At 71.5% G+C, this 22,110-nt stretch carries 18 protein-coding genes; 7 read left to right on the forward strand and 11 right to left on the reverse strand.

Annotated features, from left to right (window positions below; translation table 11 throughout):
• Positions 1 to 11: 11 nt before the first annotated feature.
• From IE260_RS10815 to IE260_RS10830, 4 genes are all read right to left on the reverse strand, one after another.
• On the reverse strand, positions 12 to 683 hold the full coding sequence (locus IE260_RS10815) for an AAA family ATPase (RefSeq protein WP_189870351.1): 672 nt from the start codon (positions 681 to 683) through the stop codon (positions 12 to 14).
• Positions 684 to 717: 34 nt separating this feature from the next.
• Positions 718 to 1,542 carry an ABC transporter permease gene (locus tag IE260_RS10820; RefSeq protein WP_189870353.1) on the reverse strand — a complete coding sequence of 275 codons (825 nt, stop codon included), beginning with the start codon at positions 1,540 to 1,542 and terminating at the stop codon, positions 718 to 720.
• Between the two features lie 104 nt (positions 1,543 to 1,646).
• On the reverse strand, positions 1,647 to 2,621 hold the full coding sequence (locus IE260_RS10825; protein ID WP_189870487.1) for an ABC transporter ATP-binding protein: 975 nt from the start codon (positions 2,619 to 2,621) through the stop codon (positions 1,647 to 1,649).
• Positions 2,622 to 2,741: 120 nt separating this feature from the next.
• The gene (locus IE260_RS10830) at positions 2,742 to 3,962 is read right to left on the reverse strand and encodes an NYN domain-containing protein (RefSeq protein WP_189870355.1); all 1,221 of its coding nucleotides are present in this window, start codon (positions 3,960 to 3,962) and stop codon (positions 2,742 to 2,744) included.
• Positions 3,963 to 4,181: 219 nt separating this feature from the next.
• Here IE260_RS10830 and IE260_RS10835 point away from each other — a divergent pair, with 219 nt between their 5' ends.
• Entirely contained in the window at positions 4,182 to 4,346 is a 165-nt protein-coding gene (locus IE260_RS10835) for a hypothetical protein (RefSeq protein WP_189870357.1), read from the forward strand.
• A 130-nt stretch (positions 4,347 to 4,476) separates the two neighbouring features.
• Here IE260_RS10835 and dnaE read toward each other — a convergent pair whose 3' ends face one another.
• Positions 4,477 to 8,016: a DNA polymerase III subunit alpha gene (dnaE, locus tag IE260_RS10840; protein WP_189870359.1), complete on the reverse strand. Its 3,540-nt coding sequence runs from the start codon at positions 8,014 to 8,016 to the stop codon at positions 4,477 to 4,479.
• A gap of 212 nt (positions 8,017 to 8,228) precedes the next feature.
• Between dnaE and IE260_RS10845 the strand changes: the two genes are divergently transcribed.
• From IE260_RS10845 to IE260_RS10865, 5 genes are all read left to right on the forward strand, one after another.
• Complete coding sequence (locus IE260_RS10845) at positions 8,229 to 9,578, forward strand: DUF2252 domain-containing protein (RefSeq protein WP_189870361.1); 1,350 nt, start codon at positions 8,229 to 8,231, stop codon at positions 9,576 to 9,578.
• Between the two features lie 67 nt (positions 9,579 to 9,645).
• Complete coding sequence (locus tag IE260_RS10850; protein WP_189870363.1) at positions 9,646 to 10,350, forward strand: hypothetical protein; 705 nt, start codon at positions 9,646 to 9,648, stop codon at positions 10,348 to 10,350.
• Positions 10,351 to 10,435: 85 nt separating this feature from the next.
• Positions 10,436 to 11,236 carry a DsbA family protein gene (locus tag IE260_RS10855; protein ID WP_189870365.1) on the forward strand — a complete coding sequence of 267 codons (801 nt, stop codon included), beginning with the start codon at positions 10,436 to 10,438 and terminating at the stop codon, positions 11,234 to 11,236.
• A gap of 113 nt (positions 11,237 to 11,349) precedes the next feature.
• Positions 11,350 to 13,020, forward strand: a complete 1,671-nt coding sequence (locus IE260_RS10860) for an alkaline phosphatase D family protein (RefSeq protein WP_189870367.1) — start codon at positions 11,350 to 11,352, stop codon at positions 13,018 to 13,020.
• A 329-nt stretch (positions 13,021 to 13,349) separates the two neighbouring features.
• Positions 13,350 to 14,348, forward strand: coding sequence for a zinc metalloprotease (locus tag IE260_RS10865; RefSeq protein ID WP_189870369.1), 999 nt, complete (start codon positions 13,350 to 13,352; stop codon positions 14,346 to 14,348).
• A 5-nt stretch (positions 14,349 to 14,353) separates the two neighbouring features.
• On the opposite strand, the gene IE260_RS10870 is transcribed toward IE260_RS10865, so the two are convergent.
• Complete coding sequence (locus IE260_RS10870; protein ID WP_189870371.1) at positions 14,354 to 14,926, reverse strand: dienelactone hydrolase family protein; 573 nt, start codon at positions 14,924 to 14,926, stop codon at positions 14,354 to 14,356.
• A gap of 107 nt (positions 14,927 to 15,033) precedes the next feature.
• Here IE260_RS10870 and IE260_RS10875 point away from each other — a divergent pair, with 107 nt between their 5' ends.
• On the forward strand, positions 15,034 to 16,158 hold the full coding sequence (locus tag IE260_RS10875) for a mechanosensitive ion channel family protein (protein WP_189870373.1): 1,125 nt from the start codon (positions 15,034 to 15,036) through the stop codon (positions 16,156 to 16,158).
• 608 nt (positions 16,159 to 16,766) lie between these two features.
• Here IE260_RS10875 and IE260_RS10880 read toward each other — a convergent pair.
• The 5 genes from IE260_RS10880 to IE260_RS10900 form a co-directional block, all read right to left on the reverse strand.
• Complete coding sequence (locus IE260_RS10880; RefSeq protein ID WP_189870375.1) at positions 16,767 to 18,353, reverse strand: Na+/H+ antiporter; 1,587 nt, start codon at positions 18,351 to 18,353, stop codon at positions 16,767 to 16,769.
• 89 nt (positions 18,354 to 18,442) lie between these two features.
• A complete protein-coding gene (locus IE260_RS10885; protein WP_189870377.1) occupies positions 18,443 to 18,925 on the reverse strand; it encodes a GNAT family N-acetyltransferase in 483 nt (160 codons plus the stop codon).
• Positions 18,922 to 19,866, reverse strand: a complete 945-nt coding sequence (locus tag IE260_RS10890; RefSeq protein ID WP_189870379.1) for an RluA family pseudouridine synthase — start codon at positions 19,864 to 19,866, stop codon at positions 18,922 to 18,924. Before IE260_RS10890 ends, IE260_RS10885 begins: the two co-directional genes overlap by 4 nt.
• A gap of 60 nt (positions 19,867 to 19,926) precedes the next feature.
• Complete coding sequence (lspA, locus tag IE260_RS10895) at positions 19,927 to 20,559, reverse strand: signal peptidase II (RefSeq protein ID WP_189870381.1); 633 nt, start codon at positions 20,557 to 20,559, stop codon at positions 19,927 to 19,929.
• Between the two features lie 89 nt (positions 20,560 to 20,648).
• On the reverse strand, positions 20,649 to 21,569 hold the full coding sequence (locus IE260_RS10900; RefSeq protein ID WP_189870382.1) for a TraR/DksA family transcriptional regulator: 921 nt from the start codon (positions 21,567 to 21,569) through the stop codon (positions 20,649 to 20,651).
• Positions 21,570 to 22,110: the final 541 nt, after the last annotated feature.

Here is a 22,110-nt window from a genome sequence, read left to right on the forward strand (position 1 = left end):
GGCGGCTGGACCTACGCGGACTTCCCCCCGTACGGGCCCTGCTGGTACGGATCCGGGTCCCGGGGCCCGAACAACCCCGTCAGCCCCAGGTGGACCACCAGCGCCGCCACCGGCCACGCCAGCAGCGCACCCTTCGCCCCCAGCTTCAGCGGCGCCGAGAAGGTCACTCCCCGGCCCACCTCCCGGGCGTGGGCGATCACGTCCTGCGTGGGACCGAGCCACACCCCGAGCCGCCAGGCCAGCAGCGAGCCGAGCAGCCCGCCGAGGCCCAGGGCCACCACCAGCGGCACGCCTCCGCGCCGCCGCAGCAGGAAGACCACCAGCGCGCTCAGCACGCCGAACACCACCGCGAGCAGCGTGAACGCGCCGTCGACGCCGACCGCCTGCTCGCCCTCGGAGTCCTTGAGGTAGACGACCCAGTTGTCGCCCACCACGTCACCGATCAGCGGCACACTCGGCGCCAGCCACCACCACAGCACGCCCAGCAGCGCCCCGGAGAGCGCGACCGCCACCACGGTCACGGCGGCCTGACGCAGTTCCGTGATCATCCCGGGACCGTCCTGTTCGCCCTGGGGCCGGTACACGGTTCCGACCGCATGCGCACCGACGGGCGGCGGCACCGGCCCGCCGTGGTACGACGAGTGTTCGTGCGGTGGCGGAGGCGGAGTAAGAGGTGCGGTCACCCTGCCATCGTGCCAAACCCGTCCGTGCGGCGCGTCACCGGACGGCGGCCCGGCGGTACGCCCAGGTCGCGACGGCCAGCGAGACCACGCCGACCGCCCCGCACACGGCCAGATCGCCGAGCACGAAGGCCCAGTCGGGCCGCTCCGCGAACGTGCGCGCGAACGCCTCCACGCCGTACGTCGACGGCAGCAGGTCCCGCGCCAGGCGCACCGCCTCCGGCATCCGCTCGGCCGGCAGCACCCCCAGCAGCAGCGCCGCCGACATGCCCAGCTGGCCGAGGAGCGTGGCCAGCTCGGGCCGCGGCGCGAGCAGGCCCAGCGCGGCGCCCAGCCCGGCGAGCGCGGCGCCCGCGAGCGGGATGACGGCCACCAGCACCCACAGGTGCGTCAGCGGCAGTCCGAACAGCACGCACCCGAACACCGCCGTCACCACGGTCCCCGGCACGGTGAAGGACGCGTACGCGCCGGCCGCGCCCAGGACGACCGCGGCCGGCGGCACCGGCAGCGTCGCGTAGTGGTCGAGCCCGCCGCTCGCACGCAGCTGGCCGAAGTACTGCGCCAGCAGGTTGAGCGCGACGAAGGCGACGACCAGGACCGCCGACCCGGCGACCACGGCCCGCGCCTCGCCGCCGCCGTCCACGACCCCGCGCATCAGGATCATGATGCCGATCGACTGGAAGGTGGCCACGAACAGCAGCGGGATCCGCGCGACCCGCGCCCGGGACAGCTGCGCCCGGTAGACGGCCACCAGGGAGGGCCACAGCCGTGCCCGGGGCCCCAGCTCGGCCGCTCGGGCGGCTCCCTCCTCCTCGACGGCCAGGGCACCGCCCGGCAGGACATCGGCGGGTACGACACTCACGTCGTGCTGCTCCCCTTCACCAGTCGTCGCAGAGGCGGTCTTCACCGCGGCGCTCGTCCCGTCGGATACGGACACGGAGGTCCCCGGTCTCACCGCTTCGGTGCTCACGCCCTCACCAGCCCCTGCCGCGCGGCTCCGCCCAGCGCCAGATACACGTCCTCCAGGCTGGGCGTGGCCAGGGTGAAGTCGTCCAGGGCGGCGAAGGCGGCCCCGCCGGTGACGGTCGCGACGACCGCGCGGGCCTCCTCGGGCGCGAGCCGCAGCGTCCAGCGGCGTCCGGACTCGGTGGCCCGGTCGCGCAGGGCGGCGACCTCCGGGACGCCCAGCGGCGCCGCCTCGCGCCACACCAGGTCGACACGGACCTCGCCCGCGACCTTCTCCTTGAGTCCGGACGGTGTGTCGCAGGCGATCACACGTCCCCGGTCGAGGACGGCGACCCGGTCGAGGACGGTCTCGGCCTCGATCACGTTGTGGGTGACGAGCAGCACGGTCGTGCCGCGCTCGGCCCGCCGTCGGTCGACCGCGGACCACACCGCGCGCCGTGCCACCGGGTCCATGCCGGTGGTCGGCTCGTCGAGGACGAGCAGCGGGCGTTCCCCCACCAGCGCCGCGGCGAAGCAGGCGAGGCGGCGCTGTCCGCCGGAGAGCTTCTTCAGCGGGCGTCCGGCGATCGGGGTCAGGCCCAGCTCGTCGAGGACGGCGTCGCGCTCGGCGCGTGCCTCGCGGGCGTCCAGGCCACGCAGCCGCCCGGTGGTCTCGGCGGCGAGCGACACGGTCAGCTCGTCCAGCGCGCTCGACTCCTGACCGAGGTAGGCGAGGATCCGCGCGGCCCGCTCCGGGTGGCGCACGATGTCGTGCCCGAGGATCTCGACGCCGCCCCCGTCGGGCCGCATCAGCCCGGTGAGCTGCCGTACGAGGGTGGACTTGCCGGCGCCGTTCGGTCCGAGCAGCCCGAAGATCTCACCGCGGCGGATGTCCAGCGTGACGTCGTCGGTGGCCCGCACCTCGGGCGTCGCGGGAACGCCCCGCCTGCCCCGCACCGCCGGATAGGTCTTGGTCAGTCCGCGCACCACGCACACGACATCGCCACCGTGCCGAAATGCCTGTGCCGCGCGCTTACTCACAAGGGACGAGACTACGGGGTCCGGAATGCCGCTCCGCCCTCGGGTCGGCCCATAAGAGTCAATTCATCCGGGGACTCACTCGCCCGCGGGGGCGTGCTCGGTGGCCGTCCGCAGGTCGATCTCCCGCCAGAACCCGGCCCGGATCGCGTACCTGTCGTGCTCGTCGATCTGGTCGTCCTTGTGGGCCAGCAGCCCGAAGCGGGCGGCGTAGCGCAGCAGCTCGCCGTCGACACGGTGCGGGATGCGGGGGTACATCCCCGAGAGTTTCTGCAGGTGGCTCTGGTCGCCCAGCCGCTCCACCCAGCGGCGGGCGAAGACCTGCCCCACCTCGTAGGGATCGCCGCCGACCGTGGTGATGTCCTCCTCGCGGTCGGCCCACCGCTGTTCGGCCGTGGTGAGCTGGGCGAGCGTCGGCATCGAGGCGGCCTCGGGCGGCTCGGCGGCGGGCCGGTCGACCCAGCCCTTGTCGGAGGACCAGCGCAGGGTGGCGGTCGGGGGCTGCGGGGCGGGGTGGGTGCCGGGGGCGCGCAGGGCGGCGAGGTCCTTGGGGGTGGGGACGCCCTTGGCCGGCGGTACGCGTCCCTCGGTGCCGTTGCGGGCGGCGGGGGCCGCCGTGGGGTGCGCCGGCTCCTCGGCGGGAACTGGCCGCTCGCCGGCGGCGGACAGGGTGGCCTCGGGCAGCGGCGCCGAGAGGATCGCGGCGATCTCGGGGCGGGGCGCGGGGGGCGGTGCGCAGATTCCGCCGAGTTCCTTGGTGCGGACGGCCTTGGTGATCCAGGTACGGTCCAGGACGCGTCGTTCGTCGGCCTCGGCGACCAGGTCCTCGGACTGGTTGTAGTCGCCGTCGGCGGCCTGCACGGCCCACAGGTGGACGGCGACGCCGTGCTCCTTCGCGGCCATCATGCCCGGCAGCAGGTCGCCGTCGCCGGTGACCAGGACGACGTCGGAGCAGGCGCGGTTGCGGGCCAGTTCGGTCAGCTCGGCGTGCATGGCGGCGTCCACGCCCTTCTGGGCCCAGCGGCCGTCACTGCGGGTGAGCGCACCCAGCCGGACGGTGACCCGGGGCATCACGCGCAGCCTGCGGTGCTCGGGTTGCGGTACGCGGTCGGGGGCGCCGTCGAACCAGTAGATGCGCAGCAGGGGCTGCTGCGTGTCGGACTCGGCGCGTTCGCGCAACCCCTGGATGAGGGCGGCGTGATCGACGGTGATGCGGGAGCGCGACGGCTCCCCGGCGAGGAGACTGGCGGCGGCCCCCAGCAGATACCCGGCGTCCACCAGGACGATGCAGCGGTCCACGCGATCCACCCTCTTTCCGGGAGGTTTGCTTCGGGCTTCCTTCGAGTCTGCCCGACCACGCGGAGGTTAACGGCCCGAACTCGATCTTCGGCGTGGCGTTTGCGAGTGCCGCGGCCCGACGAGCCGTGTGACACACGGTAATTGCCCAACATGCGTTCTTTATCCGCTTATGTGAATCTGGTCCCGGCCCTGGCCCCTAAATCCCCCAGGAGGCACACCATGGCCAAGAACAAGAACAACCGTGACCGTAAGCAGCCCCAGGACCGGCGCGCCCCGCAGACGGCGGACACGGCCGTGCTGGAGCGGGACGAGGAACACGCCGCGCAGACGCCCTCCGGCGACACGCCCTCCCACAAGCGGAAGAAGCGCTTCGGCCACAACTGACATCCACGCGACCGACGTCACGCGCGACCTGGATCCGCGCGGCCGGCGTCAGCGCGCCGGGCCACCGCGGCCCGGACACAGGCGAGGGGCGCACCCGGTTCCGGGTGCGCCCCTCGGGCGTTGCCGTCGCTCAGCCCGCCAGGCAGGACGGGCCCAGCAGCACCTTCAGGTCTCCGAACAGGGCCGGATCGGGCTTCACCCGGTGCCGGTCCAGGCGCAGCACCGTCGTCCTGGTCGGCCCCTGGAGCTTGATCCGGACCTCGCTGTCGCCCTTGTGGTGCGTGAGGATCTCGCCGAGCCGGCTGACCATGGGCGGGGTGACCCGCGTGGCCGGGATGGTGAGCACCACGGGCGCGTTGGTGCCCGCGTTGGACAGGTCCGGGATCATCAGCTCCATCGCGACGAGCCGCGGCACGTCCTCCCGCTTGTCGAGACGTCCCTTGACGAACACCACGGCGTCCTCGACGAGTTGGGTGGACACCAGCTGGTACGTCGCCGGGAAGAACATGCACTCGATGGAGCCGGCCAGGTCCTCGACGGTGGCGATCGCCCAGGCGTTGCCCTGCTTGGTCATCTTGCGCTGCAGGCCGGAGATGATGCCGCCGATGGTGACGACCGCGCCGTCGCCGAAGTCACCGCCGGTGAGCTGGGAGATGCCCGCGTCGGCCTTGTCGGACAGCACGTGCTCCAGACCGAACAGCGGGTGGTCGGAGACGTACAGGCCGAGCATCTCCCGCTCCTGGGCGAGGAGATAGGTCTTGTCCCACTCCTCCTCGCTGAAGGTGACGTCGAGTCCGAAGCCGGGCTCGTCGTTCTGCTCGTCGCCCATGCCGCCGAAGAGGTCGAACTGGCCCTCGGCCTCCTTGCGCTTGACCGCGACCACGTTGTCGATCATCGGCTCGTACTGTGCGGTGAGGCCCTTGCGGGTGTGCCCCATCTCGTCGAAGGCGCCGGCCTTGATCAGCGACTCCGTCGTCCGCTTGTTGCAGACGACCGCCTCGACCTTGTCGAGGTAGTCGGGGAAGGAGGTGTACTTCCCCTTGGCCTTGCGGCACCTGATGATCGACTCGACGACGTTCGTGCCGACGTTGCGCACGGCGGAGAGGCCGAAGAGGATCACGTCGTCGCCCTGCGCGGCGAAGTTCGCCTCGGACTCGTTGACGTTCGGCGGGAGCACGCGGATGCCCATGCGGCGGCACTCGTTGAGGTAGACGGCCGACTTGTCCTTGTCGTCCTTGACCGAGGTGAGCAGCGCGGCCATGTACTCGGCGGGGTGGTTCGCCTTCAGGTACGCGGTCCAGTACGACACCAGTCCGTACGCGGCCGAGTGCGCCTTGTTGAACGCGTAGCCGGCGAAGGGGACCAGCACGTCCCACAGGGCCTGGATGGCCTCGTCGCTGTAGCCGTTCTTGCGGGCGCCGGCCTGGAAGATGACGAAGTTCTTCTCCAGCTCCTCGGGCTTCTTCTTGCCCATCACGCGGCGGAGGATGTCGGCCTCGCCGAGCGAGTAGCCGGCGATGATCTGGGCGGCCTTCTGCACCTGCTCCTGGTAGACGATCAGGCCGTAGGTGACGTCCAGGACCTCCTTGAGCGGCTCCTCCAGCTCCGGGTGGATCGGCGTGATCTCCTGCTGGCCGTTCTTGCGCAGGGCGTAGTTGATGTGCGAGTTCATGCCCATCGGGCCCGGCCGGTACAGGGCCGAGACGGCGGAGATGTCCTCGAAGTTGTCGGGCTTCATCATGCGCAGCAGGGAGCGCATGGGGCCGCCGTCGAACTGGAAGACGCCGAGGGTGTCGCCGCGCTGGAGCAGCTCGAAGGTCGTGGGGTCGTCGAGCGGGAGGCTCAGGAGATCGATGTCGATCCCCTTGTTGGCCTTCACCATCTTGACGGCGTCGTCCATGATCGTGAGGTTGCGCAGGCCCAGGAAGTCCATCTTCAGCAGGCCGAGCGACTCGCAGCTCGGGTAGTCCCACTGCGTGATGGTCACGCCGTCGGTGTGCCGGACCCAGACAGGGACGTGTTCCGTGATGGTCTCGCTGGACATGATCACGCCGGCGGCGTGCACGCCCATCTGCCGCACCAGGCCCTCGACGCCCCGGGCGGTGTCGATGACCTTCTTCACGTCCGGCTCGTTCTCGTACATCCCGCGGACCTCGCCCGCCTCCGAGTAGCGGGGGTGCTCGGGGTCGGTGATGCCGGAGAGCGGGATGCCCTTGCCGAGGACGTCGGCGGGCATGGCCTTGGTGATGCGGTCGCCCATCGCGTACGGATAGCCCAGCACGCGCGCGGAGTCCTTGATCGCGTTCTTGGCCTTGATGGTGCCGTACGTGCCGATCATGGCGACCTTGTCGGCGCCGTACTTCTCCGTCACGTACCTGATCACCTCGACGCGCCGGCGCTCGTCGAAGTCGATGTCGACGTCGGGCATCGAGATGCGCTCGGGGTTGAGGAACCGCTCGAAGATCAGGCCGTGCGGGATGGGGTCGAGGTCGGTGATGCCCATGGCGTAGGCGACGATCGAGCCGGCCGCGGAGCCTCGGCCGGGGCCGACGGCGATGCCCTGCTTCTTGGCCCACATGATGAAGTCGGCGACGACGAGGAAGTAGCCGGGGAAGCCCATCGAGATGATGGTGTCCATCTCGTACTCGGCCTGCTTCTGGCGGTCCTCGGGGATGCCGCCGGGGTAGCGGCGCTCCATGCCGCGGCGGACCTCCTCCTTGAACCAGGTGACCTCGGTGTAGCCCTCGGGGATGTCGAACTTGGGCATGAGGTCGCGCTTCTCGAACATGCCGTCGGTGTCGACCATCTCGGCCACCAGGAGCGTGTTGGCGCAGCCCTCCTGCCAGGCGTCCGAGGAGTCGATGGCGTACATCTCCTCCGTGGACTTCAGGTAGTAGCCGGTCCCGTCGAACTTGAAGCGGTCCGGGTCCGAGAGGTTCTTGCCGGTCTGGATGCACAGCAGCGCGTCGTGGGCGCCCGCCTCGTGCGCGTAGGTGTAGTGCGAGTCGTTGGTGACCAGCGGCGGGATGCCGAGCTTCCTGCCGATCTCCAGCAGGCCGTCGCGGACCCGGTGTTCGATGTCGATGCCGTGGTCCATCAGCTCCAGGAAGTAGCGGTCCTTGCCGAAGATGTCCTGGTAGTCGGCGGCCGCCTTGAGGGCCTCGTCGAACTGACCGAGGCGCAGCCGGGTCTGCACCTCGCCGGACGGGCAGCCGGTGGAGGCAACGATCCCCTCCGACCACTGGGAGATGGTCTCCTTGTCCATCCGGGGCCACTTCTGCAGCCAGCCCTCGGCGTAGGCGTCGGAGGAGAGGCGGAAGAGGTTGTGCAGGCCGGTCTTGTTCACGGCCCACATCGTCTTGTGGGTGTAGCCACCCGAACCGGAGACGTCGTCCCGCTTCTGGTGCGGCTGGCCCCACTGGATCTTGCGCTTGTTGCGGCGCGACTCCGGTGCGACATACGCCTCGATCCCGATGATCGGGGTGATTCCGGCCTTTTTCGCGGAGTGGAAGAAGTCGTACGCCCCGTGAAGGTTGCCGTGGTCGGACATGGCGATGTGCGTCATGCCCATCTCGTTGCACGCGTTGAACATGTCCTTCAGCCGCGCGGCACCGTCCAGCAGCGAGTACTGGGTGTGGACGTGCAGGTGCGTGAACGGCGGCTTGGACACGTGCGGCCTCCTGGGAAAACGTGGGGCGACGGGCTGCGGACAGTCCGGGGGGTCAGCGTCGAAGTCTATGCCTCGGCACTGACAATCCGGGGCGCTCCGCGCGTACCTTCGTCCGAGGGGTCACGGGCACTTGCTCACACCCTCGAACGTTGGTCGGAGCGGAGGATCCGCTCCACTCGTCACGCACCGTCCGCACCAGGAGGCACCCAGCGATGCCGGTCCCGCAGCTCCACGAGGAGCACCGCGGCGAGGAGATCCTCGCCGTCTTCGACACCGCCTTCGGCGAGCTCCTGGCCGCCGACCCTGCCGCGTTCCGCGTGAAGTTCCGGAAGATGGCGGCCTCGGCCTTCGCGTTCTACCGGGGCACGGCGTGCCTCTTCTACCACGACCTGGACGCGGAACACGCCGGGCGGGCCGGCGGGGGCGTGTTCAGCGGTTCCTACCTGGACGAGCGGACCTCCCGCGTGTGGATCCACGGCGATCTGCACGCGGAGAACTTCGGCACGTACATGGACTCCACCGGCCGGCTGATCTTCAACGTCAACGACTTCGACGAGGCGTACGTCGGCCCCTTCACCTGGGACCTCAAGCGCTTCGCCGCCTCCGTCGCGCTGATCGGGTACGCGAAGGCGCTCAGTGACGAGCAGATCACCGAGCTGGTCCGGGTGTACGCGGGCGCGTACCGCGAGCGGATCCACGCCCTGGCCACGGGGGCCAAGAGCGACGAGGTGCCGCCGTTCACCCTGGACACCGCCGAGGGGCCGCTGCTGGGGGCGCTGCGCGTCGCCCGCTCGCTGACCCGCTTCGGGCTGCTGGACTCGATGACGGAGATCCGCGACTTCGAGCGCCGCTTCGCTCCCGGCGGCGGCTCCATCGAGCTGGACGCGGCCACGCGCTACAAGGTGCTGGCGGCCTTCGACGGCTACCTGGAGACGCTCCCGGAGTCGTCCCTGACCCGTCCGGACTCCTACCGGGTGAAGGACGTCGTCGGCCGCCGCGGCATCGGCATCGGCTCTGCTGGCCTGCCTTCGTACAACATCCTCCTGGAGGGCAACAGCGACGCCCTGGAGAACGATGTCGTGATCTACATCAAGCAGGCCCAGACCCCGGCGGTCTCCCGGCACATCACGGACCAGGCGATCCGCGACTACTTCCAGCACGAGGGCCACCGCACGGTGATCTCCCAGCGAGCCCTGCAGGCGCACGCCGACCCGTGGCTCGGCTGGACCGAGCTGGACGGCGCGGGCCAGTTGGTCGCCGAGGTCTCGCCGTACGCCGTCGACCTGGACTGGAGCGACCTCGACGACCCGGAGGAGATCGCCGAGGTGATCGCCGACCTGGGCCGGGCCACGGCCACGATGCACGCGGCGGCGGACGACACCTCCGGCGAGTCCCTGGTGCCGTTCTCCACGGAACGGGCCATCGACGCGGCGATCGCGGCCGACGAGGACGGCTTCGCGCCCCTCCTGGTGGACTTCGCCCACGGCTACGGCGCACGCGCGCGTGCCGACCACCAGATCTTCGTGGACCTCTTCCGCAACGGCCGGATCCCGGGGCTGTGACCCCGGGCTCTCACAGCCACCCTTTAGGGTTCCTTTACCGGAGCCCGTGACACACTCTCCTATCGCTATGGACATAACCGGAACCCCGCTCAGAGCCGTGCGCGCGGCGCTGTTCACGGCACTCGTCGTGACGCTCAGCACCGCGTCGCACGTGCTGCTGTCCGGGGTCCCGCTGCCGCTGAGCACGGTGGCCTCGGTCGCCGCCGCCGTGTTCGTGATCGCGTACGCCCTGGCGGGCCGCGAGCGCGGCTTCGGGCGGATCGCCGCCCTGCTGATCCCCCTGGAGCTGGCCGCGGACACGGTGTTCACCACCGGCCAGCACGTCTGCTACGGGCGAGCGGGCGGCCCGGTCACCGGTCCGCTGGCCTCGGTCGGCTTCGACGTGCTGTGTGGCGACGGCACCGGTGTGGGAGCCGGTGTCGGCACCCCGCTGACCCGGGTGACCGGCGCCGACACCGACCGGCTGGCGGCCGCGCTGGCCCACGCCGACCCGGCGACCGCCTGGCTGCTGCTCGGCGCGCACATCGGCGTCGGCCTCCTGGCGGCGGCCTGGCTGCGCCGCGGCGAGCGGGCGCTGGCCCAACTGCTGCGGGCCGTGGCCGCAACGACATTCCGGCCGCTGCTCCTCGCCGTCGCGGCCGTGAGCGTACGCCGCGCTCCGGCGGTGCGCCGCCCGGCGCGACCGGTCCGCCGCGCCGCCACCGCACGCGAGCGGATCCTCGCGCACTCCCTGGGACGGCGCGGACCGCCGTGCTCGGTCGCCTTCGCGTGACCCGTCATCCGACATTCGAGCACCAGCAGTCCCCCCTACGTTTTCCGCACACCCGCGTGTGCGCGTCCCCACGGAGATCAACACCATGAGCAAGCGGAACAGCCAGGCGGCGAAGACGGCGGCCCGTGAGCGGCTGCGCCAGGAGCGCGAGCGCCAGGCCAAGCGCGACAAGGCCAAGCGGCAGGTCATCGTCGCCTGCTCCATCGTCGGCGTCCTGGCGATAGCCGGCGGCATCGGCTACGCCGTCGTCCAGAACAGCCAGCCCTCGGGCTGGGAGAAGGCCGCCGAGGCCGAGGTGGTCCCCCCGGCCAACGCGTCGGGCAAGAACGGCACCACGGTCACCATCGGCGACTCCAAGACCGACAACGTGATCCACCTCTACGAGGACCCGCGCTGCCCGGCCTGCGCCTCCTTCGAGCAGACCGTCGGCGAGACCGTCAACAAGGGCATGGAGGACGGCGACTACAAGCTCTCCTTCACGCTCGGCACCTTCCTCGACGGCAACCTCGGCGGCGAGGGCTCGAAGAACGCGCTCAGCGCGCTCGGTGCCGCGCTGAACGTCAGCCCCGAGGCGTTCCTCGACTACAAGGCCGCGCTCTACTCCTCCGAGTACCACCCCGAGGAGTCGTCCGACGAGTTCGCGAAGGACGACTACCTGATCAAGGTGGCGGACACCGTCGACGCCCTGAAGAACAACAAGAAGTTCCAGGACGCCGTGGAGAAGGGCACCTACGACGCCTGGGCCATGAAGATGAGCGAGTCCTTCGACAAGACCGAGGACGTCCAGTCGACCCCGACCATCAAGATCAACGACAAGGTGATCGAGAACCCGAGCACCGTCGCCGACTGGGAGAAGGCGCTGAAGGACGCCGGGGTCACCAAGTGACCCCGGCCTGACCACCGTGGGGCGGTGACGCCTCACGGAAGCACGGCGAAAGAGCGGGCGAACTTTTCGAGTTCGCCCGCTCTCGGGCATACCGATCAGTAACCTGATCGGCCGTGACCAGTCGATACAGATCATCCGAGAGCGCCGTCCCGGCCGACTCCCTCTCCCCCAGCCGCCGTACGGTCGTCAAGGCCGCGGCGGCCGGCGCGGTTCTGGCGGCTCCGCTCACCGCCGCCCTGCCCGCCGGCGCGGCCGACGCCGTCCCCGCCTTCCTGCACGGCGTCGCCTCCGGCGATCCGCTGCCCGACGGCGTCCTGCTGTGGACACGCGTGACGCCCACGCCCGAGGCCGTACCGGGCTCGGGGGCAGGTCCGGACACCGAGGTGAGCTGGGTCGTCGCCAGGGACCGCGCCTTCACGAACATCGTGGCCAAGGGCTCCACCACCGCGACCGCCGGCTCCGACCACACCGTCAAGGCGGACGTCCGGGGCCTCGCCCCCGCCACCGACTACTGGTTCCGCTTCTCCGCCGGCGGCACCGACTCCCCCGCCGCGCGCACCCGCACCGCCCCCGCGGCCGACGCGGCCGTCGCCGGCCTGCGCTTCGGCGTCGTCTCCTGCGCCAACTGGGAGGCCGGCCACTTCTCCGCGTACCGCCATCTCGCGGCCCGCGGGGACCTGGACGCCTGGCTGCACCTTGGCGACTACATATACGAGTACGGCACCGGCGAGTACGGCACGCGCGACACCGTCGTACGCCCGCACGCGCCCGCCCACGAGATCGTCACCCTCGCCGACTACCGCGTCCGGCACGCCCGGTACAAGACCGACCCCGACCTCCAGGCGCTGCACGCGACTGCCCCGGTCGTCGCCATCTGGGACGACCACGAGATCGCCAACGACACCTGGTCGGGCGGCGCGGAGAACCACACCGAGGGCGCGGAGGGGACCTGGGCGGCGCGTCAGGCCGCCGCCAAGCAGGCGTACTTCGAGTGGATGCCGGTGCGCCCGGCGATCGCCGGCACCACCTACCGCCGCCTGCGCTTCGGCAAGCTGGCCGACCTGTCGCTGCTCGACCTGCGCTCCTACCGCTCGCAGCAGGCCGCCCTCGGCAACGGCGAGGTCGACGACCCGGAGCGCACCCTCACCGGCCGCGCCCAGCTCGACTGGCTCAAGGCCGGGCTGACGGCGTCCGACACCACCTGGCGGCTGGTCGGCAACTCGGTCATGATCTCGCCGTTCGCCATCGGCTCGCTCTCCGCCGAGCTGCTGAAGCCGCTGGCGGAGCTGCTGGGCCTGCCCAAGGAGGGCCTCGCCCTCAACACCGACCAGTGGGACGGCTACACCGACGACCGGCGCGAGCTGCTGGCCCACCTGCGGGCGAACGCCATCCGCAACACGGTGTTCCTGACCGGAGACATCCACATGGCCTGGGCCAACGACGTGCCGCACAACGCCGGTACCTATCCGCTGTCCGCCTCGGCCGCCACGGAGTTCGTCGTCACCTCGGTGACCTCCGACAACCTCGACGACATCCTGAAGGTCGGCGAGGGCACGGTCTCCACGGTCGCCGCACCGCTGATACGCGCGGCCAACCGCCACGTGCACTGGGTCGACACCGACCGGCACGGTTACGGGGTGCTGGACATCACCGCCGACCGGGCGCAGATGGACTACTACGTCGTGTCCGACCGCACCGACCCGGACGCCACGTCGTCCTGGGCCAGGTCGTACCGGACGCGCAGCGGCACGCAGAGGGTCGAGCGGGCCTACGACCCTGTGTGACAGCCGTGACCAAGGGGCGATTTCCAGCCAACCCCAGTGAGTTCCCGCACTGTTAAGGCGAGATCACATCTCGCCTGACTCCACTACGGCGGGTGGTGCGAGCCGTGACCCGAATCCGGACACACCACCCGCCCCAGTCACGGCACTCGTTACGTCGAGATCTCAAACTCCGGACAGGCCGTCAATTCATTTCCCCAATTCCCCTCGTTTGCCGGGAATTTGATTGGGCCTGATCACCGCTCTTCGCAGCTGGTCATGTCCACGTAATCTCCGGGCGGCGGCCAGGAAGACCCCTGTGCCTCTCCCCACCGCATCCGCTAGGAGCCAGCATGCGTGCGCTTGCCCGGATATCCCCCTCGACGCGCAGACGTGTTCTCGCCACCGCCCTCGTGGCCGGAACCCTGATGCTCACTCCTCTGTCGGCGCCCACGGGCGTCGCGGCGGCCGGCACCCCCACCGCCGCCGAGTGCGTGGAGGACACCCACGCGGGCGCCCACGCCTCGGCCCGCGAGGCCCGCCCCGGGTCCGGCGAGCACGCCGCCGAGCCCAACGAGGTGAGCGCGGCCAGGGCCCAGGCCATGGACGCCGACCTGCGCAAGAAGCTCGACAGGCTGCCCGGGAACGGCCGCGGCCTCTCGGCCGCCGCCACGACCACCGTCCCGGTCTACTTCCACGTCATCCACGACGGCGCGGCCGGCCAGCTCGGCTCGGCCGACATCACCGCCCAGATGAACGTGCTGAACGCGGCGTTCGGCGGCCAGGGCACCGGCAACGTCGACTCGGGCTTCCAGTTCTCGCTGGCGGGCACCGACTACACGGACAACGCCGCCTGGTACAACGTCTCCTCCGGTTCGGCCGAGGAGCGGGCGATGAAGTCCGCGCTGCGCAAGGGCGGCGCGAACGCGCTGAACATCTACACCGCCAACCTCGGTGGCGGCCTGCTCGGCTGGGCCACCTTCCCCAGCTCCTACAACTCCAGCCCGTCCATGGACGGCGTGGTCATGCTGGACGCCTCCCTGCCGGGCGGCTCGGCCACGAACTACAACCAGGGCGACACCGCGACCCACGAGGTCGGCCACTGGCTGGGGCTGTACCACACCTTCCAGGGCGGCTGCAACGGCAACGGCGACTACGTCGAGGACACCCCGGCCGAGAAGAGCCCCGCGTACGAGTGCCCCGAGGGCCTGGACAGCTGCACCCGCAAGCCGGGCGCCGACCCGATCCACAACTTCATGGACTACACGTACGACGCCTGCATGTACCAGTTCAGTTCGGGCCAGGTGACCCGCATGCAGCAGAGCTGGGCCGCATACCGCGCCGCCGGCTGAGCCGTCTAGCCGAGCGACTCCAGGAAGCCGAGCGCCACCCGCCAGGTGGCCTCGGCCGCCTCCTCGTCCCAGTCCGGCAGCTCGGGGTCGGTGTAGAGGTGACCGGCCCCCGCGTACCGGTACACCTCCACGTCGGCGCCGGCCCGGCCCATCTGCAGGTACCAGGCGCTGAGCCAGTCGTCCGTCTCGAACGGGTCCGGTTCGGCGACGTGCAGCTGCACCGGCAGATCGTCCACCGCGGCATTGGGGGCGATGTCCGAGGTGCCGTGCAGCAGGAGCAGTCCGCGCGCCTGGTGGTCGCCGAGGGCGAGGGTCTGGGCGACGGAGGCGCCGAGCGAGAACCCGGCGTACACCAGCCCCCGGTCGGAGTACGGCGCCGCGGCCAGCACGGCCCGCTTCAGCAGCTCCTCCTTGCCGATCTCCTCCTTGTGGGCCATGCCCTCCTCGACCGTGTCGGACGTGCGTCCCTCGAAGAGGTCCGGTGTCCACACCTGGTGACCGGCGTCACGCAGCCGGTCGGCGGCCTGCCGCACCGCGGGCCTGAGGCCGTAGGTCGAATGAAAGAGCACGATGTTCATGGGGACATGGTGCCAGCCGGGTGTGACACCGCGGCCGAGCGCCCGTACCCAGGACCGCTCCGAAGTCACATGTTCATGGGTCGGCGCCGCCGGTTAGGTTCGTGGGCATGGAGAACATACTCCGCCCGCTGATCGTGGTCGGCGGCTCCGTCATCCTGACCCTGCTCATCGGCTGGGCCACCGACCTGCTGCTGCGCAAGGCCGACGAACGGCATCACGAGACACCCCTGTGGGGGCTGCTGCGCCGCGCCCGCGTCCCGTACCAGCTCGTGCTGTGCGCGGCGCTGCTGAGAGGGTCGTACGTCGAGGCCCAGGTGTTCCCGTCGCACCGGGCGGGCATCGGCCGGACGCTCACGCTGGTGCTGATCGGCTCGGCGGCCTGGCTGGTGATCCGGATCGCCGCGGCGATCGTCGAGACGTCGTACTCCCGCTACGCCCACGCGCGTGCCCAGCGCGACCCGGCCCGGGTGCGCCGGGTCCGCACCCAGGTGTCGCTGATCATGCGCGTGGTCTCCGCGGTGGTCGGCGTGGTGGCCGTGGCGTCGATGCTGCTGACGTTCCCCGAGATGCGCGCGGCCGGCGCCTCGCTGCTGGCCTCGGCGGGCGTCCTCGGCATCGTGGCCGGCATCGCGGCGCAGTCCACGCTCAGCAACATGTTCGCCGGGTTCCAGATCGCCTTCGGCGACATGGTGCGCATGGGCGACACGGTCGTGGTGGACGGCGAGTGGGGCACGGTCGAGGAGATCACGCTGACCTACCTGACGGTGCGCACCTGGGACGAGCGCCGGATCACCATGCCGGTGTCGTACTTCACGTCCAAGCCGTTCGAGAACTGGTCGCGCGGCACGCCGCAGATGACCGGCACCGTCTTCTGGCACGTCGACCACTCCGCGCCGGTGGAGGCCATGCGCGAGCGGCTCCGTGACATCCTGCGCGACTGCCCGGCCTGGGACGGCCGCGCCTACAACCTGTCCGTCACGGACACCACCGCGAACACCATGCAGGTGCGGGCCCTGGTCACGGCGAAGGACGCGGACGACATCTGGACGGTACGGGTCGAGGTGCGCGAGCAGATGATCCGCTGGCTGGCCGACGAGCACCCGTACGCGCTGCCCCGCGTCAACACGGCGGACGCGGCCCTGCCGCCCGGCCGCGACGGCTTCCCCCGCCCCCGCCCCACCTCCGACGGCACCCCGCGCCGCTTCCCCGAACAACCGACGAAGGGCCTGTGACCCCGGCCACGCACCCCGCCCAAGCGGCGGGCCACTCCGGGCGACGCACCGGCGCCGCACCCACCCCGACGTCACACCAGCACCGTGCCCCGACCACAACGACCACGGCCCCACTCCCCCACCACCCCAGCCGTGAACCCCACCCGGCCACCACACCCAGCACCGAACCCGCCCCGGCCATCGCGCCAGCACGGTGCCCCGACCACAACGGCCACGGACTCGCTCCCCCACCACCCCAGCCGTGAACCCCACCCGGCCACCACACCCAGCACCGAACCCGCCCCGGCCATCGCGCCAGCACGGTGCCCCGACCGCAACGGCCACGGACTCGCTCCGCCCACGCACCAGTCCGCTCACCCCGGCCACGGACCCGGCCGTCACGTCTCCCGGCCGCTCTTGCCGACAGCACCCGTACGCGCGTCCGCGCCGTCGTCGGGGCCCGGCGCCCGCATGCCCCAGCTCCGGGCGCCGACGCGCACGGTCGGGTGCAGGCCGGGTGGCCCCCCACCGCGGCGGCACCATGAACCGCCTCGCCACCTCACCGCCGAGGCACCCCGTCGCCGTGGTCCCGTCACGCGCGCGGGACGCCGGGCACGTGGCCGCGGGGCTCACCGCAGGCTGCGCACGTCCAGGTGACGCAGCACCCGGTCCACGATCTCCGGGTCGGCGCCGGGTTCGCTGCGGGCCGCCAGTACCTCGTGCCGGGCGGCGCTCAGCATCTCGCCCTGGATGCGCCGGATCCGCTTCAGCCGCCGGACCCGTTGCTCGTGGGCCTCGCGCCGCTCCTCGTCGCCGATCTCCGGGCTGATCCGCACCCCGATGTCGAAGGCCCGCCGCAGCATCTGCTCGGACAGCTCCTCCGGCAGCTCCTCGACCGCCTCGATCTCGCGCAGCCGCTTCTTCGCCGCCTTCGCGGCCCGCACGGCCAGTGCCCGCTCGAAGTCCTTCTCCCGCTCGGTGTCCGCCCGCACCCCGAGCCGGTTCACCAGCCAGGGCAGGGTGAGCCCCTGCACCAACAGGGTCACCATGATCACCCCGAACGCGATGAAGATGATCTCCTCACGGTTGGGAAAGGCGGACCCGTCGTCGGTCTCCAGGGGGATCGCGAGCGCCAGCGCCACGGAGGCGACACCCCGCATACCCGCCCACCACATGACGACGGTCTCCCGCCAGCTCATCGGGATGTCCTCGTCCTGGTCCCGTTTGGCGTGCAGCCGCTTCGTCAGCCAGGTGGCCGGCAGCAGCCACACCAGCCGCACGAGGACGACCACGCACACGACCGCGGCGGACCAGCCCAACAGCTCGGTCCACCGCCCGGAGGCCGTGCGGATCGCGTTGTGCAGCTCCAGCCCGATCAGTCCGAACGCGACCCCCGTGACGAGCGTGTCGACGACGTCCCAGACGGTGTGCCCCGCGAGCCGGGTCATCACGTCGTCGGCGCCGACGGCGTACTCGGCCAGGAACATCGCGGTGGTGAGCACGGCGAGGACCCCGGAGCCGTGCAGTTCCTCGGCCAGGATGTACGACGCGTACGGCACCAGCAGCGTCAGCCCGATCTGCAGGGTGGCGTCCCCCAGCAGGTCCAGCAGTTTGTAGGCGCCCCAGCCGAGCGCGAGGCCCACGGCGACGGCGACGACGGCGGACAGCACCAGTTCCAGGCCGGCCTTCCACGGCGAGAAGGTGCCGCCGACGGCCGCGGCGATGGCCACGTGGTACAGGACGATGGCCGTCACGTCGTTGAACAGCCCCTCGCCCTCCAGGATGGACACCAGCCGGCGTGGCAACCCCAGCTGCCCGGCGACGGCGGTCGCCGCGACCGGGTCGGGCGGCGCCACCAGCGCCCCGAGCGCGAAGGCGGCGGCGAGGGGCAGCCCCGGCACGATCGCGTGGGCCACCGTGGCCACGCACGCCATGGTGACGAAGACCAGCGCGACCGCCAGCAGGAAGATGGGCCGTTTGTTGGCCGCGAACTGCCGCCAGGACGTCCGCCGCACGGCCGCGTACAGCAGCGGCGGCAACAGGGCCGGCAGGATGAGGTCGGGCGGGATGTCGACGTTGGGCACGAACTCCAGCAGCGCCAGGACGATCCCGAGCACCGTCATCAGCACCGGCGCCGGCAGCCCGAGCCGGTCCCCGACCGGGACACTGATCAGGGCCCCGAGCAACAGCACGAACAGCAGGGCCAACTGATCCACGGTCAGCGCTCCGGTGGGTCTCGGCGTTCACACGGCAGTTTCCAGCCTGCCACGCGGGCCGTCCCACCAGCGCGTTCGGCGCCTGTCGGCTACAGAACGCGCCGCATCGCGCGGTGCGGTATCCCCGCGTCGGGGAACTCCGGCCCGTACGCCTCGTACCCCAGTCGCTCGTAGAACCCCAGCGCGTGCGTCTGCGCGTGCAGGTCCACCGCCGTGAGCCCCCGCGCGCGTGCCGCCTCCTCGATGGCCCGCACCAGCGCGGCCCCCACGCCCAGTCCGCGGGCCGCCGCGGTCACCGCGAGCCTCCCGAGGGAACCCACGGCCGCCTCGCCACCGGTCTTCGCCGCGGCGGCCTCGCCGTGCAGCAGCCGGCCGGTGCCCAGCGGCACGCCGTCCTCCCGGACCGCCAGGACGTGCACCGCGACGGCGTCGTACACGTCGTACTCGATGTCCTCGGGGACGTGCTGCTCGGCGACGAAGACGTCCTTGCGGACGGCGAAGCACGCCTCCCGGTCGGCGGGGTCCTCGGCGATGCGCACCTCGTACGCCGGCACGTGCGAGGGACCGCTCACGCGTAGGTCTCCTCACGGACGCTGTCCAGGGCCTGCTGCAGGTCCTCGGGGTACTCGCTGGCGTACTCCACCCAGTCGCCGCTGCCGGGGTGCTCGAAGCCGAGCCGCACGGCGTGCAGCCACTGGCGGGTGATGCGCAGGCGCTTGGCGAGCGTCGGGTCGGCCCCGTAGGTCAGGTCGCCGACGCAGGGGTGCCGGTGGGCGGCCATGTGGACACGGATCTGGTGGGTGCGGCCGGTCTCCAGCTTCACGTCGAGCAGGGAGGCCGCACGGAACGCCTCCACGAGGTCGTAGTGCGTGACGGAGGGCTTGCCGTCGGCGGTGACCGCCCACTTGTAGTCGTGGTTCGGGTGGCGGCCGATGGGCGCGTCGATGGTGCCGCTGGTCGGGTCGGGGTGGCCCTGCACGAGCGTGTGGTAGCGCTTGTCGACCGTGCGCTCCTTGAACTGGCGCTTGAGCGAGGTGTACGCCCGCTCCGACTTGGCCACCACCATCAGCCCGGAGGTGCCCACGTCCAGGCGGTGCACGATGCCCTGCCGCTCGGCGGCGCCGGACGTCGAGATGCGGTACCCGGCGGCGGCGAGGCCGCCGATGACGGTCGGCCCGGACCAGCCGGGCGACGGGTGGGCGGCCACACCGACCGGCTTGACGATCACGACCACGTCCTCGTCGTCGTGCACGATCTCCATGCCCTCGACCGGCTCGGCGACGACCTGCACCGGCGCGGGCGCCTGCGGCATCTCGACCTCCAGCCACGCGCCGCCGCGCACCCGCTCGGACTTGCCCACCACCGACCCGTCGACCTGCACCTTGCCCGCCGCGGCAAGCTCCGCGGCCTTGGTACGGGAGAAGCCGAACATGCGGGAGATGGCGGCGTCGACGCGCTCGCCCTCCAGGCCGTCGGGCACGGGCAGGGTACGGATCTCGGGAAGGGTGCTCACCCGTCGAGTATGCCGGACGGGTCCGACAAGCCCGTACGGCAGCCTGGGCGCTCGGCCCGCTCAGTCCTTGTGGACGGTCCCGTCCGGGTCCAGGCCCCGGAAGGACAGCAGCACGATCAGGATGCCGCCGCAGACGATCGCCGAGTCGGCGAGGTTGAAGACCGCGAAGTGCTTCGGCGCGATGAAGTCGACCACCGCGCCCTCGAAGACGCCGGGCGAGCGGAAGATCCGGTCGGTGAGGTTGCCGAGGGCACCGCCGAGCAGCAGGCCGAGCGCGATCGCCCACGGCAGGCTGTAGAGCTTGCGCGCGAGGCGGGCGATCACGACGATCACGGCCGCCGCGATCACCGTGAAGATCACGGTGAAGGCCTCGCCGAAGCCGAAGGCCGCGCCCGCGTTGCGGATCGCCTCGAACCTCAGCCAGTCCCCGATGATCTCGATGGGCTCGTGGTGTTCCAGCTTGGCGACCACGATCATCTTGCTGACCAGGTCGAGGACGTAGGCGACCGCGGCGACCGCGAACAGCACCGCGACCCGGCGCCTGCCCCGGGGGCGCTCGGCCGGGCTCTGCGCCTGCTCGGGACCCTCTGCCCGTTCCGGGCTCCGCGCCTGCTCGGCCCCGGGCCGCTCCTGCCCGTCCCCCGCCGCTTCCGGACTGTCCGGCGTACCGATGATGCGCTCCGCCTCTGCCACGTGAGTCCCTCGACCTAGGTACCTGACTGAGGACGAGGGTACGACACGCCGCCCCCGCCCCAGGTGCGCAGGACGGATCCGGCCGCGGATCAGTACCGGCGCTCCTGCTTCTGCTTGCACTCGACGCACAGGGTGGCCCGCGGGAAGGCCTGCATGCGGGCCTTGCCGATGGGATTGCCGCAGTTCTCGCACAGGCCGTAGGTGCCCGCGTCGAGGCGTTCCAGGGCGCGCTCGGTCTGGGTGAGCATCTCCCGCGCGTTGGCGGCCAGCGCCAGCTCGTGCTCGCGCGTGATGTTCTTGCTGCCGGTGTCCGCCTCGTCGTGGCCGGCACCGTCACCGGAGTCCCGCATCAGGCCCTGGAGCGACTGCTCGGAGGCGGTGAGCTCGGCGCGCAGCCGGTCCACCTCGGACTGCAGTTCCCCGCGCGCCTCCTCGACCTCTTCCGAGGTCCAGGGGTCCTCACCGGGGCGCACCGCCAGATCGCCGGGGTCCACCGCGGCGCCCCGCGCCTTGGGAACGGCGGACTTGGCCGCCGTGGCCGTGCCAGGAGTCTTCTTCGCAACCACTGTCGTGGCTCCCGTCTGCTCCGCGGCCTGAGCCGCGCCCGCCTTCTTGGCCGTGCTCTTCCTGACCGCGCGGCTGGTGGTGCCCCCGTCCGCGCCCGCGCCGGAGGCGCCCTCCCCGGCAGCGCCCTGCTTGCCGGCACTCTCCTTGGCGGCGCCCTTGCCGGCGGCGCTCTTCCCGGCCGCGCCCCGCTTGGCAGTGCTCTTCCTGGTGCCGCCCTTCTTGCTGACGCCCTTCCCCGTGCCACCGGGCTCGGCGGCGGTCTCGCCGGCCGTCTCCACCGGTGCCGGTCCGGCCACCGCCTTCCTCTTCCCCGCCGCCGCCTTCCTGTCCGCCCCCTGGGTGCTCCGTTTCCCGCCCGCGCCCTCGGCCGCACCGCCGGAGGCACCCGCACCCGTGGGGGTGCCGGGTGCCGGCTGCTGTACGGCGGTCTTCTTCGCCACCATGGCCGCGGCCCCTTCACATATTGTGATCTTGCGCGCGAATCGTGCTGGGACGATAAATCGACTCGACTCCCGCGGCAACGGGGCACGCCGCCCGATTCGCCCGCCCCGCGGTCGCCGAGCGGCGAACCTGCATCCGTTGTGCCCAGCTCCCCGCCGGGTAATCCGCCTGGCCGGACCCGGTCCCGACCGCCCGGGAGCCGGACGCCCGGCCGCGCCATTCGGGTCACGGGGGCCGCGCGCGAACCCCGGCCCCGCCCCGCCCGGAAACCGGTAGGCCGCTGTCCGTGCGGCGCCGTACACTGGGCGGAGCGAAAAAGCGTGGATGGGGACGAGTAGCGGCGTACGCAGCCCAGAGCGACCCGGGGACGGTGGGAGCCCGGGGGCGAGCGCGACGTGAAGATCACCCCGGAGCCGCCGGAAGAAAGCCCGGTCAGGGCGAGTAGAACCGGCCTCGCGACCCCAATGAGGGGGCTCGCCGGTGCACACGACGCACCGGAGGGCCAAGGAGGGTGGTACCGCGGGAGCACGCCGCACACAGCGG

Source organism: Streptomyces viridiviolaceus, from assembly GCF_014650995.1.
GTDB lineage: Bacteria > Actinomycetota > Actinomycetes > Streptomycetales > Streptomycetaceae > Streptomyces > Streptomyces viridiviolaceus.

Bases quoted from the DNA above. Each gene is read 5' to 3' on its own strand.
- IE260_RS10865 (WP_189870369.1), top strand. From the start codon at position 13,350: ATGCGTGCGCTTGCCCGGATATCCCCCTCGACGCGCAGACGTGTTCTC.
- IE260_RS10845 (WP_189870361.1), top strand. From the start codon at position 8,229: ATGCCGGTCCCGCAGCTCCACGAGGAGCACCGCGGCGAGGAGATCCTC.
- IE260_RS10835 (WP_189870357.1), top strand. From the start codon at position 4,182: ATGGCCAAGAACAAGAACAACCGTGACCGTAAGCAGCCCCAGGACCGG.
- IE260_RS10875 (WP_189870373.1), top strand. From the start codon at position 15,034: ATGGAGAACATACTCCGCCCGCTGATCGTGGTCGGCGGCTCCGTCATC.
- IE260_RS10855 (WP_189870365.1), top strand. From the start codon at position 10,436: ATGAGCAAGCGGAACAGCCAGGCGGCGAAGACGGCGGCCCGTGAGCGG.
- IE260_RS10900 (WP_189870382.1), bottom strand. From the start codon at position 21,569: ATGGTGGCGAAGAAGACCGCCGTACAGCAGCCGGCACCCGGCACCCCC.
- IE260_RS10870 (WP_189870371.1), bottom strand. From the start codon at position 14,926: ATGAACATCGTGCTCTTTCATTCGACCTACGGCCTCAGGCCCGCGGTG.
- IE260_RS10850 (WP_189870363.1), top strand. From the start codon at position 9,646: ATGGACATAACCGGAACCCCGCTCAGAGCCGTGCGCGCGGCGCTGTTC.